The 20463-nt window shown below is 66.7% G+C and carries 16 protein-coding genes and 2 tRNA genes; 14 read left to right on the top strand and 4 right to left on the bottom strand.

All coding sequences use genetic code 11. The features are described from left to right. Positions 1 to 14: 14 nt before the first annotated feature. Positions 15 to 503: an FBP domain-containing protein gene (locus ACZ7SW_RS04105; RefSeq protein WP_470228920.1), complete on the top strand. Its 489-nt coding sequence runs from the start codon at positions 15 to 17 to the stop codon at positions 501 to 503. Positions 504 to 803: 300 nt separating this feature from the next. On the opposite strand, the gene ACZ7SW_RS04110 is transcribed toward ACZ7SW_RS04105, so the two are convergent. Next, positions 804 to 1616 (bottom strand): class I SAM-dependent methyltransferase, encoded by an 813-nt coding sequence (locus tag ACZ7SW_RS04110; protein ID WP_470228921.1) that lies wholly within the window; start codon positions 1614 to 1616, stop codon positions 804 to 806. Between the two features lie 103 nt (positions 1617 to 1719). Beyond that, a complete protein-coding gene (locus ACZ7SW_RS04115) occupies positions 1720 to 2418 on the bottom strand; it encodes a FadR/GntR family transcriptional regulator (RefSeq protein ID WP_470229240.1) in 699 nt (232 codons plus the stop codon). Positions 2419 to 2497: 79 nt separating this feature from the next. On the opposite strand from ACZ7SW_RS04115, the gene ACZ7SW_RS04120 reads away from it, so the two are divergent. After that, positions 2498 to 2842: a VOC family protein gene (locus tag ACZ7SW_RS04120; protein ID WP_470228922.1), complete on the top strand. Its 345-nt coding sequence runs from the start codon at positions 2498 to 2500 to the stop codon at positions 2840 to 2842. Between the two features lie 356 nt (positions 2843 to 3198). Then, positions 3199 to 3960 carry a sulfite exporter TauE/SafE family protein gene (locus tag ACZ7SW_RS04125; RefSeq protein WP_470228923.1) on the top strand — a complete coding sequence of 254 codons (762 nt, stop codon included), beginning with the start codon at positions 3199 to 3201 and terminating at the stop codon, positions 3958 to 3960. Here the strand turns inward: ACZ7SW_RS04125 and hisC are convergent. Then, positions 3953 to 5011, bottom strand: coding sequence for a histidinol-phosphate transaminase (gene hisC, locus ACZ7SW_RS04130; RefSeq protein WP_470228924.1), 1059 nt, complete (start codon positions 5009 to 5011; stop codon positions 3953 to 3955). The genes ACZ7SW_RS04125 and hisC overlap by 8 nt on opposite strands. Before the next feature lie 104 nt (positions 5012 to 5115). Here hisC and ACZ7SW_RS04135 point away from each other — a divergent pair, with 104 nt between their 5' ends. From ACZ7SW_RS04135 to ACZ7SW_RS04175, 9 genes are all read left to right on the top strand, one after another. After that, complete coding sequence (locus ACZ7SW_RS04135; RefSeq protein WP_470228925.1) at positions 5116 to 5748, top strand: dienelactone hydrolase family protein; 633 nt, start codon at positions 5116 to 5118, stop codon at positions 5746 to 5748. An 85-nt stretch (positions 5749 to 5833) separates the two neighbouring features. Then, the gene (locus tag ACZ7SW_RS04140; RefSeq protein WP_470228926.1) at positions 5834 to 6724 is read left to right on the top strand and encodes a quinone oxidoreductase family protein; all 891 of its coding nucleotides are present in this window, start codon (positions 5834 to 5836) and stop codon (positions 6722 to 6724) included. An 11-nt stretch (positions 6725 to 6735) separates the two neighbouring features. Beyond that, entirely contained in the window at positions 6736 to 7344 is a 609-nt protein-coding gene (locus tag ACZ7SW_RS04145; RefSeq protein ID WP_470228927.1) for a TetR/AcrR family transcriptional regulator, read from the top strand. Beyond that, on the top strand, positions 7341 to 9320 hold the full coding sequence (locus ACZ7SW_RS04150; RefSeq protein WP_470228928.1) for an acetoacetate--CoA ligase: 1980 nt from the start codon (positions 7341 to 7343) through the stop codon (positions 9318 to 9320). Before ACZ7SW_RS04145 ends, ACZ7SW_RS04150 begins: the two co-directional genes overlap by 4 nt. A gap of 46 nt (positions 9321 to 9366) precedes the next feature. Then, positions 9367 to 11076, top strand: coding sequence for a phosphatidylglycerol lysyltransferase domain-containing protein (locus ACZ7SW_RS04155; protein WP_470229241.1), 1710 nt, complete (start codon positions 9367 to 9369; stop codon positions 11074 to 11076). 66 nt (positions 11077 to 11142) lie between these two features. Further along, positions 11143 to 11232, top strand: a tRNA-Ser gene (locus ACZ7SW_RS04160). Between the two features lie 42 nt (positions 11233 to 11274). Continuing rightward, a tRNA-Arg gene (locus ACZ7SW_RS04165) sits at positions 11275 to 11348 on the top strand. 202 nt (positions 11349 to 11550) lie between these two features. Next, a complete protein-coding gene (locus tag ACZ7SW_RS04170) occupies positions 11551 to 12702 on the top strand; it encodes a tyrosine-type recombinase/integrase (RefSeq protein ID WP_470228929.1) in 1152 nt (383 codons plus the stop codon). A gap of 241 nt (positions 12703 to 12943) precedes the next feature. Beyond that, the gene (locus ACZ7SW_RS04175; RefSeq protein ID WP_470228930.1) at positions 12944 to 13690 is read left to right on the top strand and encodes a hypothetical protein; all 747 of its coding nucleotides are present in this window, start codon (positions 12944 to 12946) and stop codon (positions 13688 to 13690) included. Here ACZ7SW_RS04175 and ACZ7SW_RS04180 read toward each other — a convergent pair. Continuing rightward, positions 13675 to 14457 carry a helix-turn-helix domain-containing protein gene (locus tag ACZ7SW_RS04180; protein WP_470228931.1) on the bottom strand — a complete coding sequence of 261 codons (783 nt, stop codon included), beginning with the start codon at positions 14455 to 14457 and terminating at the stop codon, positions 13675 to 13677. The genes ACZ7SW_RS04175 and ACZ7SW_RS04180 overlap by 16 nt on opposite strands. Before the next feature lie 460 nt (positions 14458 to 14917). On the opposite strand from ACZ7SW_RS04180, the gene ACZ7SW_RS04185 reads away from it, so the two are divergent. Further along, complete coding sequence (locus tag ACZ7SW_RS04185) at positions 14918 to 19456, top strand: AAA domain-containing protein (protein ID WP_470228932.1); 4539 nt, start codon at positions 14918 to 14920, stop codon at positions 19454 to 19456. After that, positions 19453 to 20325, top strand: coding sequence for a hypothetical protein (locus ACZ7SW_RS04190; protein WP_470228933.1), 873 nt, complete (start codon positions 19453 to 19455; stop codon positions 20323 to 20325). Before ACZ7SW_RS04185 ends, ACZ7SW_RS04190 begins: the two co-directional genes overlap by 4 nt. Positions 20326 to 20463 lie beyond the last annotated feature (138 nt).

Genomic DNA, 20463 nt, shown 5'->3' on the forward strand with positions numbered 1-20463 from the left:
GTTAGCGTGGCTGTATGCAACCGCTCGACCCCGCCGAGATCCGCGCCTCGTTCGTCAACTGTTCGCGCGGGGAAGCCAAGTCCGTCACGCTGCCGGTGGACATCCCGTGGGAGAAGCGCGACTTCCTCGGCTGGCGCGACGTGAAGGCGCCCGGCCGGGCGTACCTCGTCGTGCCGCACGGCGACGAGGTGATCGGCCTGTCGTTGCGCGCCGCGCCGCCGGCGAAATCTCGGCTGCGCAGCAACATGTGCGCGTTCTGCTCCACGACGCATCCGCTCGCCGACATCACGCTGTTCACCGCCCGGCTGGCCGGAAAGCCCGGTCGCGACGGCAACACGGTGGGCACGTATTTGTGCGCCGACCTGGCGTGCAGCGCGTACCTGCGCGGAGAACTCAAGCCAGCGGTGCCGCAGCCGAAGGAATCGCTCACGGAGGAACAACGCGTCGAGCGGATGAGCGAGAAAATCGGGCGGTTCGTGGCGCGGGTGCTGGAAACCCGGTAGCTGCCGCCATCGCAGGGTTTGTCCTGATCGATGGCAGTTGTCCCGCGAAACCGGCAGAACCTGGTCGGACACCTGGACTACTGCCGACGCGAGGACCGCTGTTCCGGCTCATCTCGTGATCAGACCGGATCGGGTCGCGTGGTGGTGAGCGAGCGGCTGGTTGTACAAGCGACCGGTCCTTAGTGGACGAGGTGGAGCCGTTGCTGCGTTCGACGGCGACGTTCGAGGTGGTGACCGTGGTGACCACGGTGCCGGTGGCCGAGGTCGCCGATGCGGTGCTGCGCCGGGTTCGCTAGGGAGTCAGAAATCCCACTCGGCGATCCGGCCCATCTTCCGGATCATCGGGAACAGCGCCGACGCGCGCAGCGCCAGCCGGGACCCGGTCGGGATCTTCGCCAGTGCTTCGTCGCTCGCCCAGTCGGTGGCGTCCAAACAGGACACCAGGCGGAGACCGTAGCGTTCCAGTTCGTGCGGATCGTCGATGCCCCAATGCAAAGTCGCGCCCGCGCGGCGGACCACCGGGTTGAGTGTCTGCGCCTTGATCCCGAGCGAGCTGAAGAAATCGACCACGATCCGGCCGGACGGGAACTTGCCGACGAGCCTGCGGACCAGTTCGGTGCCGGACTCCGCGGTGAGGTACATCGTGAGCCCCTCGGCCACGATCAGCGCCTCGCGATCGCCGGGAACCTGGTCGAGCCAGCCGAAATCGGTGACTGACGAGCCGATCATCGAGTACCCCGGCCGCTCCGGGTAGATCCGGCCGCGGACGTCGACGACCTCGGGGTAGTCCACATCGAACCAGGTGACCGACGGCGGCGGGTCGAGCCGGTACACGCGGGTGTCCATCCCGCAGCCGAGGTGCACGACGATCGCGCCGGGGTGTTCGGCCAGCCACTTGCCCGCCATCTCGTCGATCGCGCGCGCCCGGATCGCGACGGAGACGGCGGCGTTCTCGTTCACGCCGAGCTTGCGGAAGTCGTAGTCGATCTTCTTGACCGCTTCGTCGGCGGCGGTGTCGCCGAGGATCGGGTCTTTTCGGCGAGCGTCGAGCGCACGGGCGTACAGCGTGCCGAGGTTGGTTGCCTTCTCCTCGGTGAAGTGCACTTTTTCCACGGTCCGGCCCCCATCGTGGCAAAGTTTTCACAAACTTATGAAGACTGTAGCGCTGATTGCTGGGCGCGGCATCATCCGGACGCGGGCTTTCTGCGTGTGCTGATCAGGAAGACGCGTAATCGTGGGCGTAGGTTTTCGCGTCCAGCAAATGCTTGAGCGTGATCTCTCGAGCGGCCGCAGCGTCCGAGCGGCTGATGGCCTCGAGGATCGCGCGATGCTCGGCCACGGCTTTGCGGATCTGCCCAGGCAGCCGCAGCGCGGCCCGGCGTTCCTCGCCGACCAGGGCGAGCACTGAGCGGAGCAGGTCGGCGACGTCGTCGTTGCCCGCGTTTCCGGCGATCACCCGATGAAACTCGGCGTCGGTCGCGATGACGCGCAGCATGTCGCCGTTCGCCGCGGCCTCCTCCATCTCCGCGACATTGTCCGCGAGCCGCTGCACGACGCGCGGCGTGTGCTGCCGCGCGAGTCGCTCGGCCAGCGTCGGCTCGACGGTCGCGCGCAGGTCGAACAGCTTCTCCACCAGCTGCTCGTGCTCGGAAAACCAGCTGCTCAGCGGGCTTTCCTCGGTGCCCTGCTCACGGACGTAGGTGCCCGAACCGGCGCGGATCTGGACGTAGCCGATCGAATCCAGGACACGCAATGCCTGCCGCAACGACCCGCGGCTGATGCCGAGTTGCTCGCACAGCGCGCGTTCCGCGGGCAGGCGCGAGCCCGGCGGAAGCTCGCCCGAGTCGATCATCGCGCGCAGATGGTCGACCGTGGCGCTCCAGACCTGGTCGGATTCGTGGGCCACGCCGCCCATCCTGGCAGGTGGCGACTCGGGACGCGCGAAATTGTCGGTGGCGGGTGTCACGATCGTCGGCAGGGATAGGGAGGGGATCATGCCCGCGAAGTTCAAAGACCTGGCACTCGACGCTCTTGATCATCAGGCACTGGCGGACTGGTGGTGCTCGGCGCTGGGTTACGTCCGCCGGACCCCGCCTGGTGAGCGCCCGCCGGACTGGCCGGTGGCGATCGTCGACCCCGGCGGCGAGGGGCCGCTGATCTGGCTGAACCCGGTGCCGGAACGCAAGACGGTGAAGAACCGGATGCATCTGGACGTGTGGGGAGACGTGGACGAGCTGCGTGCGGCAGGGGCGCGGATGGTGGCGGAGCGGGGCGGGGATCGGGAGTGGCACGTGATGGCGGATCCGGAGGGGAATGACTTTTGCGTTTTTGAGCGGTGAGGGGGAGTGCCGGCTGGGAGGGCGGGGGTGCTGGTCATTGCTCTGAGGCAGGGTGGCTCGGCCGCCGACCCGGTGAGGCCGGGTGGCTCGGGCGCTGACTGGTGAGGGGAGTGCGGGCGTGCCAGTCACTGCTCTGAGGCAGGGTGGCTCGGCCGCTGATCGGTGAGGGAGCGCGGCTCGGCCGCTGACCCGGTGGGGCAGGGTGACTTGGCTGCTGACTGGTGAGGCAGGGTGGCTCGGCCGCTGATCGTTGAGCCATCGGACGCGGGTCCCGGCGATGCCTTCGAGTGTCTGACCGGACACATCGCGTCGCCGAGTGTCGAGGGTCCTGCTTAGGGTCAGCGGGTGAGTGCTTTATGACCTGGTGGCATGCCGTAGTCATCTTCATCGCCGGGATGTGGGCCGGGACCATCAACACCGTCGTCGGTTCCGGGACGCTCGTGACCTTCCCGGTGCTCGTCGCGCTGGGGTATCCGCCGGTGACCGCCACGACGTCCAACGCGGTCGGGCTCGCGCCGGGCACGATCAGCGGCGCGTACGGCTACCGGCACGAGCTCGTCGGGTACTGGCCGCAGGTGGTGCGGTTCGCGGTCGCCTCGTTCTTCGGGGCTATCGGCGGCACCATTCTCCTCCTGACGCTGCCCAAGGACGCCTTCGAGAAGATCGTGCCGGTGCTCGTCGGACTGGCGGTCGTGCTCGTGATCGTTCAGCCCAAGGTGTCGAAGTGGGTGCAGAAGCGCCGCGAGGCCAACGGGCGCGAGCATCACGCCGGGCCGTTGCTGTTCGGGCTGCTCTTCGTCATCGGCATCTACGGCGGCTACTTCACCGCCGCGCAGGGCGTGATGATGATGGCCGTCATGGGCATGCTGCTGTCCGAACCGCTGCAGCGGCTCAACGGCGTCAAAAACGTGCTGTCCGCGGTGGTGAACATCGTCGCGGGCACGATCTACGCGTTCGTCGCCCCGGTGAGCTGGCCGGTGATCGGGCTGCTCGCGCTCGGGTCCACGATCGGCGGGCAGCTCGGGGCCAGGATCGGCCGCAAGCTGCCGCCCACCGTGCTCCGCGGCGTGATCGTCGTGATCGGGCTCGCCGCGGTCGTGCAGCTGATCCTCAAATAGCCTGGAATTCCTTGGCGGCGGCCAGCATCAGGTCGTTCTCCTCCGGCGTCCCGATCGTCACGCGCGCGCCCTCGCCGGGGAACGGGCGCACGATCAGCTTCCGGTCGAGCATGTGCTCCGCGAAGGCCGCGGTGCGCTCGCCGAGCGGGAACCACACGAAGTTCGCCTGGGTCGGCGGGATCTCGTAACCCATCTCCAGCAACGAGTCCCGCACGCGGGTGCGCTCGGAGATGATTTCCCGGCACCGGGCGAGCAGTTCGTCCTCCGCGTCGAGCGACGCGATCGCGGCCACCTGCGCGATGCTGTTCACCGAGAACGCCACGTACACCTGCTGCAGCGCCTGCGCGATCGGCTCCGGAGCCACCGCGTACCCGACGCGCAGCCCGGCGAGCCCGTACGCCTTCGAGAACGTGCGCAGCACCGCCACATTGCTGTGCGTCCGCGTGAATTCGACGCCGTCCGGCACCTCGGGGTCGGTGACGAATTCCTTGTACGCCTCGTCCAGCACCACGAGCACGTGCGGCGGCACCGCTTCGAGGAACCGCTCGATCTCGTCGCGGTGCAGCACGGTGCCGGTCGGGTTGTTGGGGTTGCAGACGAACACCAGCTTGGTGCGGTCGGTGATCCGCGCCAGCATCGCGTCGAGGTCCAGCCCGTGCTCCGGCGTCAGCGGAACCTTCACGCCCGTCGCGAGCGCCACCTGGACCACGATCGGATAGGCCTCGAACGACCGCCAGCCGAACAGCACCTCGTCGCCGGGGCCGCACAGCGCCTGGATCATCTGCTGGCACAGCGAAACCGAGCCGCAGCCGATCGCGAGCCGCTGCGCGGGAACGTCCAGCCGGCGCGAAAGCCGCTCGCGCAAAGCCTGGGATCCGTTGTCCGGGTACCGGTTCACTCCGGTTACCGCAGCCGTGATCGCCGCCTGGACGCTCGGCAGCGGACCGCCGGGCACCTCATTGCTCGCGAGCTTGATGGCCCCTTCGATCGTCCGGCCAGGGACGTACTTCGGCAACGAATCGAGGTCAGGGCGGGGGGCGAGGGACGGCATCGTCGGAACTCCTCGGTTTTCACGGGACGACGGGGTCACCGTATCTCGCCCCGGCCGATCCGGAAAGGTTCCCAATGTTCACCCGAAGGTGATTGCATGAAGCGATGACGTCGACGACCACCGTGGATCACCAGCGTACCGACGGCAGCACGCTCCGCCTCACCTTCGCCGAACCCGACGGCGCGCTCCGCGGCGGCCTGGTGGTCCTGCACGAGGGCGACGGGGTCACCGACGGCGTCCTCCTACTGGTCAAAAGCCTCGCCGGCGAAGGCTGGCTCACCGTCACGCCGCACATCGAGTCCGGCGAACAGCTCACTCAGCGCGATTTGCTCGACGCTACCGACCGCACGCTCGAATGGCTCACCGACCGCGGTGTCGAAGCCGACCTGCGCGGTGTTGTCGGCTTCGATCTCGGCGGCACGGCGGCGCTGGTAGTCGCCTCGCATCGCAAGTTCGGCGCGGCGGTGAGCGTCGGCGGCCAGGCGGTGACGGAACTGCCGAAGCTGCTGGAAATCGCCGGCCGGGTGACCAGTCCGTGGCTCGGCATGTACGGCGACGCCGGGGACGAGAGGGGCGAGGCCGAGGTGGAGCAGTTGCGCGAGGCTGCGGCGTCAGCGAAGGTCGCGACCAACGTCGTGCGCTATCCGGGCGCGAACCACCGCTTCGGCGCCGATCCCGGCGCGGCGGAAGAGGCCTGGCAGCGCACCCTCGACTGGTTCGACGCGCACCTCCGCTGATCTCCGGCAGCGCCCTTGACGGGTCGCTGCACGGTCGAATAACGTTCCGCTCCGGATCGGAACGTTAAAGCGAGAGGAACCACCCGTGAAAGCGGTGCTTGTCGAACCCCAGCAGCGACTCGTCCTGGCCGAAACGCCCGACCCGGCTCCTGGTCCAGGGCAGGCCGTGGTCGAGGCCGAGGCGATCGGCGTGGGCTACGTCGACATCATGTATCTGCGGAACGGCGTCAGTTCGGTGCCCGGCGTCGAGGTCGTCGGCCGGACCAAACAGGGCCAGAGGGTGCTGGCGCTGATCCTTTCCGGCGGCTACGCCGAGCAGGTCGCGGCCGACACGGAGCAGCTCTTCCCCGTGCCCGAAAGCCTCGACCCAGTCGACGCGGTCGCCTTAGGTGTCAACGCACTGGTCGCGGAAGGCGCAGTGCATCGCGCCGCAGTGGCCCCAGGCGAACGAGTGCTCGTCCGCGGCGCGAGCGGCGGGATCGGCGTGCTCGCGACCCAGATCGCCCACGCCCGCGGCGCCGAGGTCACCGCAGTGACTTCCTCGCCGGAATACGGCGAACGGTTGCGGACACTCGGTGCGGCGAAGATCGTCGACCGCACCCGGGAGCGTCCCGAGGAAACCTACGACGTCATCATCGACACCGTGGCCGGCCCGCAGGTCCGCGAGCACCTGGAACTGTTGCGCCCCAACGGCCGCTATGTCCTTTGTGGAGGAACTGCGGGCGTTCCGGAACCGGAAACCTTCGGGCCGTTGATGACCAACTTCCAGACGTCGCCGACGCTGTTCGCGTTCAGTCTCACCTCGGTGCCGCCGGAAGAACGCCGGATGTCGTGGGGCCGGGTCCTCGCGCTAGTCGCCGACGGCCGGCTTTCCGCCGTGCGCGACCGAACGTTCCCGCTGGGCGAGGCCTCCGCCGCCCTCCGGCACGTGGAGCACGGGAAATCGTTCGGTAAGGTCGTTCTGCTCAACGAATAGCGGGAGAATCCATGGCGCGCCAACGGGACGAGCGGATCGACCACGCCGTGCTGGTCGCGGTGTGCGAACTGGTCCGGGAATCCGGCTATTCGGCGTTGACCATGGAGGCGATCGCCCAGCGCGCGGGCACCACCAAACCCGCCATCCGCCGCCGGTGGAAAAGCCGGCAGCACGTGGTGGTCGCGGCGCTGGCGGAGGCGCGGATCGGGGTCGCGGAGATCGACACCGGGTGCACCCGGTGCGACCTCGCCGGCCACCTCGAAGCGCTTCGGACCGGGCTGGCCGACCCGGTTTTCGGGCGCGTCCTCCCGGCGCTGACCGCCGATCTGGCGGACGACCCGGAACTGCGGGAGGACTTCCTGGCCACGTTCTGGGCCCCGCGCCGGGAGGCCTGCCTCGGCACCTTGCACAAGGCCGAGGAACGCGGCGACCTCCGTCCCGGTCAGGACGCCGAGCTGCTGATCGACCTGTTCGCCGCTCCGGTCGTTTTCCGGATGCTGTTCGGCCACCAGGAGCTGACGTCCTCCTTCATCGAGGACGTCGTCGACGCGGTGTTGTCCGGAGTGGGCGCGGTCGAAAAAGGACGTTGCGAGCATCGCGGGGTTAGCATCGGCGAGTGACTGAGAACGCCGCCGCTCCCGAGGTGCTTTGGCGACCCGACCCCAACCGGGTCGCCGACACGAGGATCGAAGCCTTCCGCCGATGGCTGCGCGAGCGACGCGGCGTAGACCTGGCCGACTACGACGACCTGTGGCACTACTCGGTCGAGCACGTTCCGGAGTTCTGGGCCGCGGTCGCGGAGTTCTTCGGCGTGCGCTGGCACGAGCAGCCGCGGGAAATCCTGTCCGGCGCGATGCCGGACGCGAAATGGTTCGACGGCGGCACGCTCAACTACGCCGAACACTCACTGAGCCCCGGCGTCGGAGGTGCGACGAAGGCGGACGACGAACTCGCGGTGATTTTCCACCGCGAGGACGGGCTCGCCGAGCAACTCACCTACGGAGACCTCCGCGCACACGTCGCCGCCGCGCGGGCCGCGTTGCGTGCTTTCGGCGTCGGCAAAGGAGATCGCGTCGTCGCGCTCGCGCCGAACTGCCCGCAGACGCTCATCGCTTTCCTCGCCACCGCCAGCCTCGGCGCGATCTGGTCGTCGTGTTCCCCGGACTTCGGAATCCGCGCGATCGCCGACCGGTTCACCCAGATCGAGCCGAAGGTGCTCGTCGCGGTGAACGGATACGCTTACAACGGCCGGAAATTCGACATCCGCGACACCGTTCAGCGGCTGCGGGAACAGATTCCGTCGCTGGAAGCCACCGTTTTGGTGAAATACCTGGGAGACGAGACGCTCGACGGCGTCATCGACTGGAACGCGATGCTCGCCGAACACGCCGGCGGCGAACTGGCGTACGAGCCGGTGGAGTTCGCGCATCCGTTGTGGATCCTGTATTCCTCGGGCACGACCGGTCTTCCGAAGGGCATCGTGCAGGGCCACGGCGGCATCGTCGTCGAGCACCTCAAAGCGCTGGGCCTGCAGAGCGGGCTCGGGCCGGGCGACCGGTTCTTCTGGTTCACCACCACCGGCTGGATGATGTGGAACTTCGTCGCCTCCGGGCTCGTCGTCGGAGCCACGATCGTGCTGTACGACGGCAGTCCCGGCCATCCGGACCTGAACGCGTTGTGGCATCTGGCCGAACAGCACCGCGTCACTTACTTCGGCACGTCCGCGCCGTTCATCCAGAGCTGTCTCAAGGCAGGTCTCGCTCCGGCCGAGCGCTACGACCTCAGCGCGCTGCGCGTGGTCGGCTCGACCGGTTCGCCGTTGTCCTCGGAGGGATTCCGCTGGATCGCCGACGCGATCGGCCGGGACGTGCAGATCTGCTCGGTTTCCGGCGGCACCGACCTGTGCGCGGCGATCGTCGCGGCGGCGCCGGACGTGCCGGTGTGGCTCGGCGAACTGTCCTGCCGCGCGCTGGGCGTGGCCGCGGCGGCGTTCGACGACGACGGCGAGCCGGTGGTCGAGGAGGTCGGCGAGCTGGTGATCACCGAGCCGATGCCGTCGATGCCGGTCTCGTTCTGGAACGACCCCGGCGGTTCCCGGCTGCGCGAGGCGTACTTCGAGACCTATCCGGGTATCTGGAGACATGGCGACTGGGTCAGGATCACCCGCCGCGGTTCGGCGGTGGTCTACGGCCGCAGCGATTCGACGCTCAATCGCGGCGGCGTCCGGATGGGCACCGCCGAGTTCTACCGGGTCGCGGAAGGCTTCGCCAAGGTCGCCGACTCGCTGGTCATCGACACGTCGGCAGCGGGCAACGACGACGGGCAACTGCTGTGTTTCGTAGTACTCGCCGCCGGTGCCACGCTCGAAGAAGTGGAGCCTGACCTGCGGAAGGAGCTGCGCAACGCGCTGTCGCCACGACACGTACCCGATCGGTTCATCGTCGTTTCCGAGATTCCCCGTACGTTGAACGGTAAGAAGTGCGAAGTACCAGTGAAGCGGATCCTCTCCGGAGTCGCGCCGGAGAGGGCGGTGAGCAGGGACGCGCTGGCCAACCCGGCCGCGCTGGCCCCCTTTGTGGAGCTCGCCGCGCACTGAACGCGCCAATGGGGGGAAGCATGGCAGGGCCGTGCGTGTTGCACGCGTGGTGACGGGGACACGCGCGCAGCACACTTGGCAGGCGGCCGGCGTCACGTCGGTCGTCGCGATCACATGGGTGACCAGGCTGGCCGGCCTGCTGACCGTCGTGTCCACGGTCGTACCGGTGGGCCGCGACGTGCGCGGGCACGTGGCCAAATGGCTGGAACTGCCGAGCGAGGCGACCACCGCCGCGGCGGCTGTGGCGCTGGTCACCGGTGTGTTGCTGATCATGCTCGCCGCCGGGCTCCGGCGCCGCAAACGCCGCGCGTGGCAGCTGGCGGTCGGTTTCGCCGCGCTGTTGGCGTTGTCACACCTCGGGCTCCGGCACGTGTTCGGTGCCGGCGTGGTTTCCGTGGTGCTGCTAGCCGGACTTCTCGGTACGCGGCGATACTTCAACGCCCGGCCAGACCCGACCGTCGGCCGCTGGCGTGCGCTGCGGGTGCTGTTGCAACTCGTGCTGGCGGGGTTTGTGCTCAACTTCGCGCTGCTGTCGGTCGCGCCTGCCCGGATGCTCGACCCGCTGAGCTTCGCCGACCGGCTTTCCCAGTCCGCGCTCGCGCTCACCGGTGTCAGCGGACCCGCGGTGTTCCACGAGATGTGGTTCGAGGATCTGTCCGCGTCGATCGGGCTGGTCTTCAGCATCACCGGCGTGCTGGTGTCGGCGTACTTCCTGCTGCGCTCGGCCGAACCCGCGCCGGAGCTGACCGACGACGAACTGGCGCGGCTGCACGAGTTGCTGAAGCAGCACGGCGAACGGGACTCGTTGGGCTACTTCGCGCTGCGCCGCGACAAGTTCGCGGTCTTCTCCAAGACCGGCAAGGCGGCCGTCACGTTCCGCGTGATCGCCGGGGTCGCGTTGACGTCCGCCGATCCGCTCGGCGACCACGAGGCCTGGCCCGGCGCGATCGAGGAGTACCTGGACATCTGCCAGCGCAACGCCTGGGTGCCCGCCGCGATGGGCGCGTCCGAGCTGGGCGCGACGGTGTGGGCCAGGTTTGGCCTGGAGGTACTGGAAATCGGCGACGAGGCCGTCGTCGACACCGAGACGTTCACGCTGGAAGGCCGCGTGATGCGCGGTGTACGGCAGGCCGCGTCGCGCACGAAGCGGGCCGGCTACAAGGTCTTGGTGCGCCGAGCCGAGGACTTGCGTCCCGGCGAACTGCCCGAGCTGGTGCACCTGGCCGCCACCTGGCGCGGCACCGAGACCGAACGCGGATTCTCGATGGCGCTGGGCCGCATGGGCGACCCAGGTTCGGTGATCGTCACCGCGGAACAGGGCGGGCGCGTCCGAGGCGTGCTGCAGTTCGTGCCGTGGGGCGAGCGGGGCTTGTCGCTGGACGTGATGCGCCGGGACCGCACCGTCGACAACGGTGTGAACGAGCTGATGATCTCGGAGCTGCTGCTGTACTCCCGCGAGCACGGCATCGACCAGGTGTCGCTGAACTTCGCCGCCTTCCGCGCCCTGATGGAACAAGGCCAGCGCATCGGCGCGGGCCCGGTCGCGCGGCTCTCGGCGAAGGTCCTGCACTTCTTCTCGCGCTGGATCCAGATCGAGAGCCTCTACCGGTTCAACGCCAAGTTCCAGCCCCGGTGGGTCCCGCGCTACCTCGTGTACCCGGGCGTCGGGTCGCTGCCCCGGGTCGGCATCGCGACCTTCGAGGCCGAGGGCCTCGGCGGCCGTTCGCCCTGGTTACGCAGGGTGCTGCACCGTTGAGGGGGGTGCCTTCCGGAGGTGGTGGAGGGGTGTGTAACCTATCTGAGCAGTGGTCGTTGGGACCCAGGAGGCTTCGCCTAGTCTGGTCTATGGCGCCGCACTGCTAATGCGGTTGGGGGTAACCCCCCCTCCCGGGTTCAAATCCCGGAGCCTCCGCTGGTGCCTGTTTCGGCAGGTGCTAGGTTAACAACTGAACACGCGCCCGTAGCTCAGCTGGATAGAGCATCTGACTACGGATCAGAAGGTCAGGGGTTCGAATCCCTTCGGGCGCACTGTCTGGTCGAGACAGTAAACAGCAGGCCCAGCGTCTCTTTCGAGAGGCGCTGGGCCTGCTGTGCATTTAAGCTGATCCCTACTTCGATCTCTAGCGGTGTAGGGATGACCAGGTCAAGTAGGGATTCCGGACAGCAACGAACACGCCGTGGCGGTGGCTCACGGCGCGAGCGTTCGCCCGGTGTGTGGGAGATTCGGGTTGTGGTCGGCACAGACCCGGTCACCGGTCGTAGCCAGCAGCGGTCGTTCACTGTGCACGGCGACGAGGAGCATGCCGCGCTGCGGCAGGCCGAGCTGGTTGACGGACACGGAGTTCGCCGGGTGTCCGTGAGCAACGGCGAACGGTTGACGATAGGCCAATTGCTGGAGCGTTTCGGCGTTGCACCCCATCGGTGGAGCCCGACTACCCTCCGGAGTTACCGCGGCGTGATCCGTTTCCTCGGCACAGACCGGATAAGCCGGGCTGCACTGGACAGGCTCAGCCCGGCGATGATGGAGACCGCGATGGCGCGTTGGGCGGCGGCCGGAGCCACGCCTTCGACATTGTCCGGCCGATTCCACGTCCTGCACTCGGCGATTACCTGGGCCATGCACGAGCAATTCCTTGGCGCGGACCCCTTGGCTGGAATGAAGTCACCGCCGCGTCCTTATCCTCGTAAGCACCTGCCCGTCCCGCAGGTGCGGACTTTGATAGCTGTCGCAATTCAGCGGAAGGTGGAGGCTGCGGCGCGATTGAGCGAGCGGCCGGAACTGCGACAACGGGCATTGGATGCTTTCCATGCAGAGCAGGACGAGCTTTTGGTTCGGCTGGCTGCGGACTCTGGTGCACGCCGGGGTGAGTTGGCGGCCTTGCGCGTGGACGATCTCGAGGGACGGGTGCTGTCGATCGAGCGCGCCGCTAAAGACGTGGTGATCGGTCCGACCAAGACGCATTCGCGCGGTCGTCTCACGCTCGGAGAGACGACCGCGCAGTGTTGGCACGATCATGTGCGGAAGTGGCGTGATCATCCGCTTGTCGGCGACCAGATGGGGCCTTGGCTGTTCGCTGCGCGGCCGGACCGCCATGCACCGATCCAACCGACCAGCCTGGGACATCGGTTTGACAAACTGAGGACCGTGGCAGGGCTGCCCGATGCCCAGCTGCACCGGCTCCGCCATACGGTCGGCACGCATCTGGTGGCCCAAGGCAAGATTCTCAAGGCTGCGGCAAGGCTTCGTCACCGCGACCCGTCCACGACGTTGCGCAACTACGCCGACGCGCTGCCTCTGGACGACGAGGATGCTGCCGATGACCTAGACGTGCTCTTCAACAATCCCGGCGGTAACGACTGCGGAGAGCCGAACCCAGCTTGAAGCTGCGCGGCGCAGGACCGTGGTGACTGCGGTCAGGTATTGGGTGATCTGTGGTGACGGCTCATCCCCAGCGTGCATCCTGGCCAGGCTGGTGGATCGACCAGTCATCTATGTGAGGAGACGAGCAGCGGTTCCACCAGCTCGCGAGCTGTCGCAACTGGTGGCGGTCGCTACGACGGTACGAGCGTTCACCAAGACTGACCTGGCTAACAGGTGTGACTCGGCGACCGCTAAGACAGTCGTGGGCAAGCAGCTGTCAGATGAAGAAAAGGCGCGACGTGCTCAAGAGCGCCGCCGTCGCAAGGCGATCGAGGCCGAACAAGACGCAATCCGGTTTGAGACGCGCCAGAGGGAGTGGGCGGAGAACGGCACCTACCTCACCACGGAGGAGATCGAAGCCGGTGTCGCCTGCCGAGGATGCGGCTTGCCGGTCAACGATGGTTTGGGCGCTGGTGTGCCGCCGATCAAGATGACCCCAGAGCAGCGCGCTGACTACGAAGCTGCGGACGCGGAATACCGGGCCCGGCACAATGATTGCCGCGCGCACCGCTGGTCGGTGGGGAACTCCCGGGCCCAGCATTGTGGCTACTGCTGCGCTCCGCCTCCGGTCAACCCGGCAGCTCTTGAACGGGTCTGGGCGATTCTGAGCAGTTCCAAGCCACAGCCGGAGGACCTGGACGCGTGGCAGTTGACGTTCACCTGTGGACACCTCGTGGAGAAGACTCAGCATCGTTCGAACGAGCGCTGGACCGCAGAGACGGCGACCTGCGGCGAGTGTGGGCAGACCCGCGGGATTGTGGAGACGGAGAAGCTGCCTGCCGGCGAGGTGCGGCGCCGCGCTGACATCGAACGATTGACGCGGGATCTCGAGCAGGCCGAGCAGGAACGGGACCGGGCACAGAAGAAGTCTGACGCCGCAGCCCGCCGGGCGGGCAAGATTCGTCTAGAGCTGGACGAGTTGGAAGAGCAAGGTCAGCGAGCGCGGTAGTAGCCCTTGTGGGTGTTGCGATCGATGAACTCGATCAAGTGTTCGCGGGAGATGTACTTGCGGGTACCGAGCAGGACGTGGTCGATGTCGCCGTGGTTGACCATTTGGTAGAGCGTCGAGTAACTCAGGCCGAGGGCTTTACCGGCATCCTTGAGACTGAGCAGCAACGGGCCGTCGGATGAGAGCGAAGCGGACTTGATGAGGGTGGTCTGCTCGGCTTCGATGACGTCGAGCTCGGTGCCGGTGGTTTTCCACGACCCGAGGTAGCCGTAGGGCCGGTTGACCTCTTCCTGCACCTTGGCTGCGGCATCTTCCTCGCTGGCCGCGCGGACGAACCGTTCAGCGACTTGGACACGAGTGACGACGACTTTGTAGCGCATAAAGGTCTCCTGGATGGTGCGCGCGGTGTGCTTGACGGGCTGCTTGGGCCCTTGGCCGATGCGTTGCATCGCGCGGGTGGTGGTGGTGTCGGGCGCGGGATGGTCGGCACGTCGATGACCGCGGCCGAGCGGCACCGCTGGCGGATCGGTCGCGGTGGCTCGACTGGCAATAGTCGGCGGGTAGCGGTTGTGGGCGAGGTAGTAGCGGCCGCGTTCGGTGATCGCTGCAGTCCAGATCTTGTTTTTGCGGCTGGTCACGGCGAGCCCGCGGCTGTGGAGGGCTCTGATGGTGGTTTTGTGAGTATGATCGGGCCAATCGCGGTCGGGGCAGCCGTCGCCGACCCAGCGCAGCAGTTCGACTTGGCGGGGTGTCAGCGGGTGTGGCACCGAGACATTCCATCAGCCCGTGGGCGGGAAGAGATCCCGTTTTTGAGTGCGAGTACCAGAATGGGCGACGCCTATTCTCAACTGCACCTGGGTCGGCGCTCAGCGTTGACAGCCATCAGCGAGAGACGAGATGGCTGCGTGAGCAACCTCCGCAGCAGTGTCGGCCACTCATTCGATAGGTCGCGCGAACTTCGCGGCAGACGTTGGCGTCGAGCCGCCTGGCTCTCTATGAACGCGACACGCCATGGCGGTTGATCGGCACAGCGCGTGTTCTGCGCTCGACAGTAACCTCGAACGATGCCCGGAGATTGTTGGAATATTCCAGTAAACAAAGGGGATCTCTAGTCGTAGGAACGGCGGTATTCACTGCTCCAAATGGGGGTTACTGCCCGTTATTAATTGCGCTATCGACGGTCTTCAGAGAATCTCTCCTGTTGATCACTCTCAGGGGAAGGTGACCATGGCCGCGAATGACTGCGACCGCGAAGTGCTTGACCAGACCATCAGTCTCATGGACTTCTTCGCCGAAGTCGCCGACGCTGCCAACCGCGACCCCAATCGCGATATCACCGCTGACGAGGCCGACGCGCCGGATCCGCTGATCTGGCTGGACCGCCTTCCCGACGACTTGGCCTTGACTCCGAGGGCAGCGGACGACGTGCTGCTGCGCGTCCGGCCGCCGAAAACGGTGGTCGAGCCGCGTCCGCCCGCCGCTTTGGCCGGCTGGATCGACTCGCCTGAGGTCCGCAGCCCGGACGGCCCGCAGCCTCGCCTGCTGACCACCGGCCCGGCCGATGTCGAGCCGGAGTACGCCGTTGACCCGCCGGTCAGCGTCCAGCACGCGTTCGACCGGTGGCTGGCGCAGTGGCGGGAATGGAGTCGGGAGCAGCTGCGTTCTCGTGCACGCCGTGATCTGTACGAATCTCTGGAACGAGCTGCGAAAACGCTTGAGCAACAGGATGATGAGTACGAATTCGTGCTTGCTGCCGGTCTTGTTCGGTGGCGTACCGCAGACGGAGACGAAATTCGCCGGCACCTGATCACTGAGCCGGTGCGCCCGCAGCTTTCCCGCGACACCGCCGAGGTGACTGTCTCGTTTATCGGGAGCAAACGCCGATTCGAAGACAAGGCCGTATTCGCCGAGGTCGAGGGCTATCAGCCCGATCGCGGCCGCAGCACCCGCCAATCCATTCTCGAGAGCGGTACCGGTCTCCTCGACCCTGCGCTGCTCGGCGAAGCCGAGGCATGGCTAGGGCTCGCCGTCGCTGACGAATTCACTTCACTGCGTCATCCCAGCGATGTCACCGGCGAGCTGCCTGAGCGCCTAGAGCTGTCGCCGTCGCCGGCTCTGCTGCTGCGGCCGCGCGGCCGCGAACTGCTGGCCGAGACCTACCGCAAGATCGCAAAACAGCTGCGCGAGCCCGAAGCTCAAGTTCCGGTCGCACTCGCGCAACTGGTCGCCGACACTGAGGCCGAGACCCGCCACCGCTGGCTGGCCGAACAGAACGCACCCAGCGGCGACATGCTCGGCGACGACCCTCTGTTCCCGCTGCCGACGAACGATGAGCAGGAGCGCGTCATCGACCTGCTCAAACGTGAGATCGGAGTCGTTGTCCAGGGCCCGCCGGGAACGGGCAAGACGCATACGATCGCCAATCTGGTCAGTGCGCTGCTGGCCCGTGGGATGCGGGTCCTGGTCACCAGCCAAAAAGACCAGGCCCTCAAAGTCTTGCGCGACAAGATCCCCGCCGAACTGCGCAGTCTGTGTGTGCTGCTCGCAGGAGGCAGCAAAGACGCAGCGAAGGAGCTTGAACGCGGCATTGATGCCCTGTCTGCCGCGATCGGCTCGACGGAGACTGCGCAATTGCCGCGTCGCGCACAGCAGCTGGCCGACGAACGCCACACCCTGCGTGCCCGCAGTGCCGAGCTCAACACGAAAATCCGGCAGCTGCGTGAGGTCGAGTACCTCCAGCATCCGCCGGTCGCCCCCGGCTACAGCACCACCCTCTACGCCGGGCCGCTGACCGACATCGTGCGCGATGTTCAAGAGCACGCCGCAACCTATCGTTGGATGCCAAGCGTGGATCTGGCCTGGCCCGATATGCCGCCGCTGGCCACCGGGGACATGCTGGAGCTCCTGACCTTGATCCGGCAAGACAGTCCGGGCCGACGCATCCGCGCTGAGCAACAGATCCCCGAGCGCCGTGAACTGCCCGACGCCGGCGAGCTGGCTGACATCATCGCGTCCGAACAGCACGCTCGCGACACCGCCCATGTCGACACCAGCGCCCTGACCCAGCGGCTGGCGGCACTCGGATCGGAAGCGTTGCAGTATTTGCGAGGCCTCGGCGATCAGGCCCGCACGGAACTTCAGCGGCTGGGTTACGGCGAGGACCACGCGACTCCGCCGGTGCGCAGCTGGGTCCTGGGTGCTGTGGACGATCACCTCGCCGGTCGGCATCATGGCCTGTGGCAGCGCCTGCATGCTGAACGTGAAACCGCGGACCGACTCCAGCAGCAGCTCCGCGACCTGGGTCTGCGGTTCGCGGTCGAGCTGCCCGCCGTCGGTGAATACGGAATCGGCAAGACTCGCGGATTGCTCAACAGCGGCCGAGAGTTGCGCGATCACCTCGCTGGCGGCGGGAAAATCCGCAAGCTCGCCAAACCGGCTGCACAGAAACAGGCTGCCGAGTTCCTGACGGTGGTCACCGTCGACGGTGACCCGCCGCGCAGCCTCGAGCAAGTCAACGCGGCCCTGTATCGGCTCGAGGCCGAGGTCGCCGCCGTGCAACTGGTCGGTCTGTGGTCCGAGGCCGACGTGACGATCACTGGCGAATCGCTTACTCGCGCCCTATCCGAGCTCGCCGACAATGCGCGGCTGCTCAACCACGTCATCGCTCTGGCGCGGATCCACTCCGTCTTCGCGGACACGCTGCTGCGTGCTGGCCAGTCGATCGACCTGTCCACCGTCGCCGCTTTCGTCCGCGCCATCGACGCCGTCCCCGCTGCGCTTAACTACGTTGCGCTTGAACAAGCTCGCCACCAGGTCGCGGCGCTGCAGCGCAAGGTCGTCGCGTGGGCAGCCGTCGACAACGCCTGCTCCGAACTCGCACTGCTGGTCAAAGCTGTCGCTGATCGCAATCTCGAGGACTACCGCACCGGCCTCAACGCGCTTGACCTTGCTCGGCACGATCGCGCTGCCGAGCAGCGCCGGGCACAGCTCGCCCGCACGTTGCGGAATGTGCATCCTGCTCTGCTCGAGCTCCTCGAAGCCACTGCCGACGACCCGACCTGGGAGCCGCGGTTGGGCGATCTGCCTGCGGCATGGGCGTGGTCGAAGGCCGAGCAGTTTATCTTCACGACTCGCAATGCCGAGGACGAACGCCAACTGGTCGCCGAGTTTGACCGGGTGGAAGATCAGATCAACCGGGTCACCAGCCAGCTCGCCGGGGTACAGGCGCTCAGCGCCTGCCTGAACCGAATGACCGACTCCCACGCCCGGGCGCTGCGCAGCTACCGCGAGCACATGAGCCACGTCGGCGCGGGCGGTGGGAGTAAGGTTCGCGAATACCGCAAAGCGGCCCGGCAGGCGATGGGCAAAGCCAAAGCTGCCGTCCCCGCATGGGTGGTGCCACTGCCGAACTTGCTGGAAAATATCAGCGCGGTACGGGACTCGTTCGACGTCGTGATCGTAGATGAGGCCAGTCAGGTCGGCGTCGAGCAACTGTTCCTGCTGTGGATGGCACCACGGGTGATCGTGGTCGGCGATGACAAGCAATGTACTCCCGGTGCCAACCGGCTCGGCAAAACCGAAACCTTGTTCGCCAGCCTGAACGAACACTTGTCCGGAATCGACGAGGAGATCCGGCTCAATTTCACTGCCAAGTCCCACCTCTATGGGCTGCTCTCCGCTCGATCGGGCCGTGACGCCGTCGTGCGGCTGCGCGAGCACTTCCGCTGCATGCCTGAAATCATCAACTGGTCCTCTACGCAGTTCTACGGCGACGATGACCGTCCTGGGCTCATTCCGTTGCGCGAACGCACCGCAGCCGACTTGGAACCGCTGAAGGTGGTGACCGTCGAGGGCGGCTACGTCGAAGGACGCGACACCCGTCGGCGCAACCCCACTGAGGCCAAACGCATCGTCGCCCAGCTCGCCGAGTGCCTGACCGACCCCCGTTACGATGGGAAGTCGTTCGGGATCATCGTTCTCCAGGGAACTGGGCAGATCCGGCTGCTCGAACACGAAATCAACGCCGCCATCTCCGCCGAAGACCGCCAGCAGCGCAAGATCCGGGTCGGCATCCCGGCGAACTTCCAGGGCGATGAACGCGACGTGATCTTCTTGTCGATGGTGGTCGCCGACGCACCCCGGGCTCAGCGGGCCCAGCTCGCCCAGCAGGCCTACAACGTCGCAGCCAGCCGCGCCAAAGACCAGATGTGGCTGTTCACCTCAGTCGGCATCGGCGACCTCAAAGCCGACGATCTGCGCTCCTCGCTAATGGGCTACATGCTCAAGCCGCCCTCGGTGTTCGGCTCTTCTCCAAGCCTTACGGAGGTCAGCGAGACCACTAGCACCAAGCCATTCGAATCTCTCTTCGAACAGAAGGTATTCCGCGAGATCAAACGACGCGGCTACTTCGCGGCACCCCAGTTCGAGGTCGGTACCCGACGCTTGGACCTCGTCGTCGTCGGGGACGGTGGTCGGCTCGCCGTCGAATGCGACGGACACCTCTGGCACACCAGCCCGGTCCAGCAGATCTCCGACGCGCGTCGAGACCGCGAGCTGCGACGAATGGGCTGGGACGTGATCCGCATCCGCGAAAGCGAATTCGAGTTCGATCCCGACCGCGAACTCGGGCCGTTGTGGCAGCGCCTAGACGAGCGCGGCATCCACCCCAACGACGTCACCGAGCAAACAGAGCAGCCGGACGACTGGACACCCGTCGCCCTTCCCGACGACGCCGACTCAACCGATCCTGAGGGGAACGCCTTGTGACCACCACGGCTGAACAGCCCAGCGACGACATCACGGTGCAGTTGGACGACAACGTCCTCGACCGGCTGGCCTTACTGATTTGCGGTGATGACGCCACTCCCTACTACCGCACGGGCAGTGAGATCACCCGCTTCTTCAACGCCGCCGGCTGGCGGCGCGTCAAGGACTTCGATGGTGGCCGGTATCGCGCGGTTCTCGACGTCCTGCGCGGCCGCCGCCGCGATTCCGAGGCTCTTAAAGCGGTGCTGTTGCGCTTGGCAGACCCACGCGAGTACCTCGATGAGGACGAAACCCGCGTCCTGGTGACTCAGGAACTAAACGAGCTGCTCGCCGTGGAGGGCTACCAGGTCGTCTACAAATCCGGCCGGCCGGTGCTCATCGCCCAGACCCCGACGATGAACCGTCCGGCCATGCAAACCCCGGTTCAGCTCACGGCCAGCCTTGCTGACGTGGTCAGTGACGCGGCCTTCGGCGAGCAACTCAAGGCTCGGCTCGACGAAGCGCAGGCCTGCTGGCACGGAGGGGCGCCCACCGCGGCGATCATCATGCTCGGCAGTCTCCTTGAGGGGGTGCTCTATGACGTCGCGTTGAGCCAGCACGGTGACGGTCCCGCACCGACCGATCGCCTTGAAAGCCTGATCAATCTCGCACAGGTGAAGGGTTGGTTGCCCAAGGACGTCGTCGACTACGCCCACGTGCTGCGCAACCACCGCAATCTCGTGCACCCGAAAAAACAGTTCACCCAGGGCTACTCGCCGAAGGACAGCACCGTTCGGATTGCCTGGAATGTCGTCGTCGCTACCATCAACGACCTCGCCGCCCTCAAGACTCCGTCTACCTGCACGACAAATTCCTCCGACGTGCCATAGGGAGCAAACCTGCGTCGCGGTCTAGAAGCGCGCCGGAGATCCGAGAAGTACTGCCGCCGCTACAGCAGACTCTAACTCCGCAAAAGCGAGCACGGCGCGGTGCTCGGGCGCGACGGGTGGAGGTGCGAGCGCAGCCGC

The sequence above is a fragment of the Amycolatopsis sp. NPDC114484 genome, assembly GCF_055633755.1.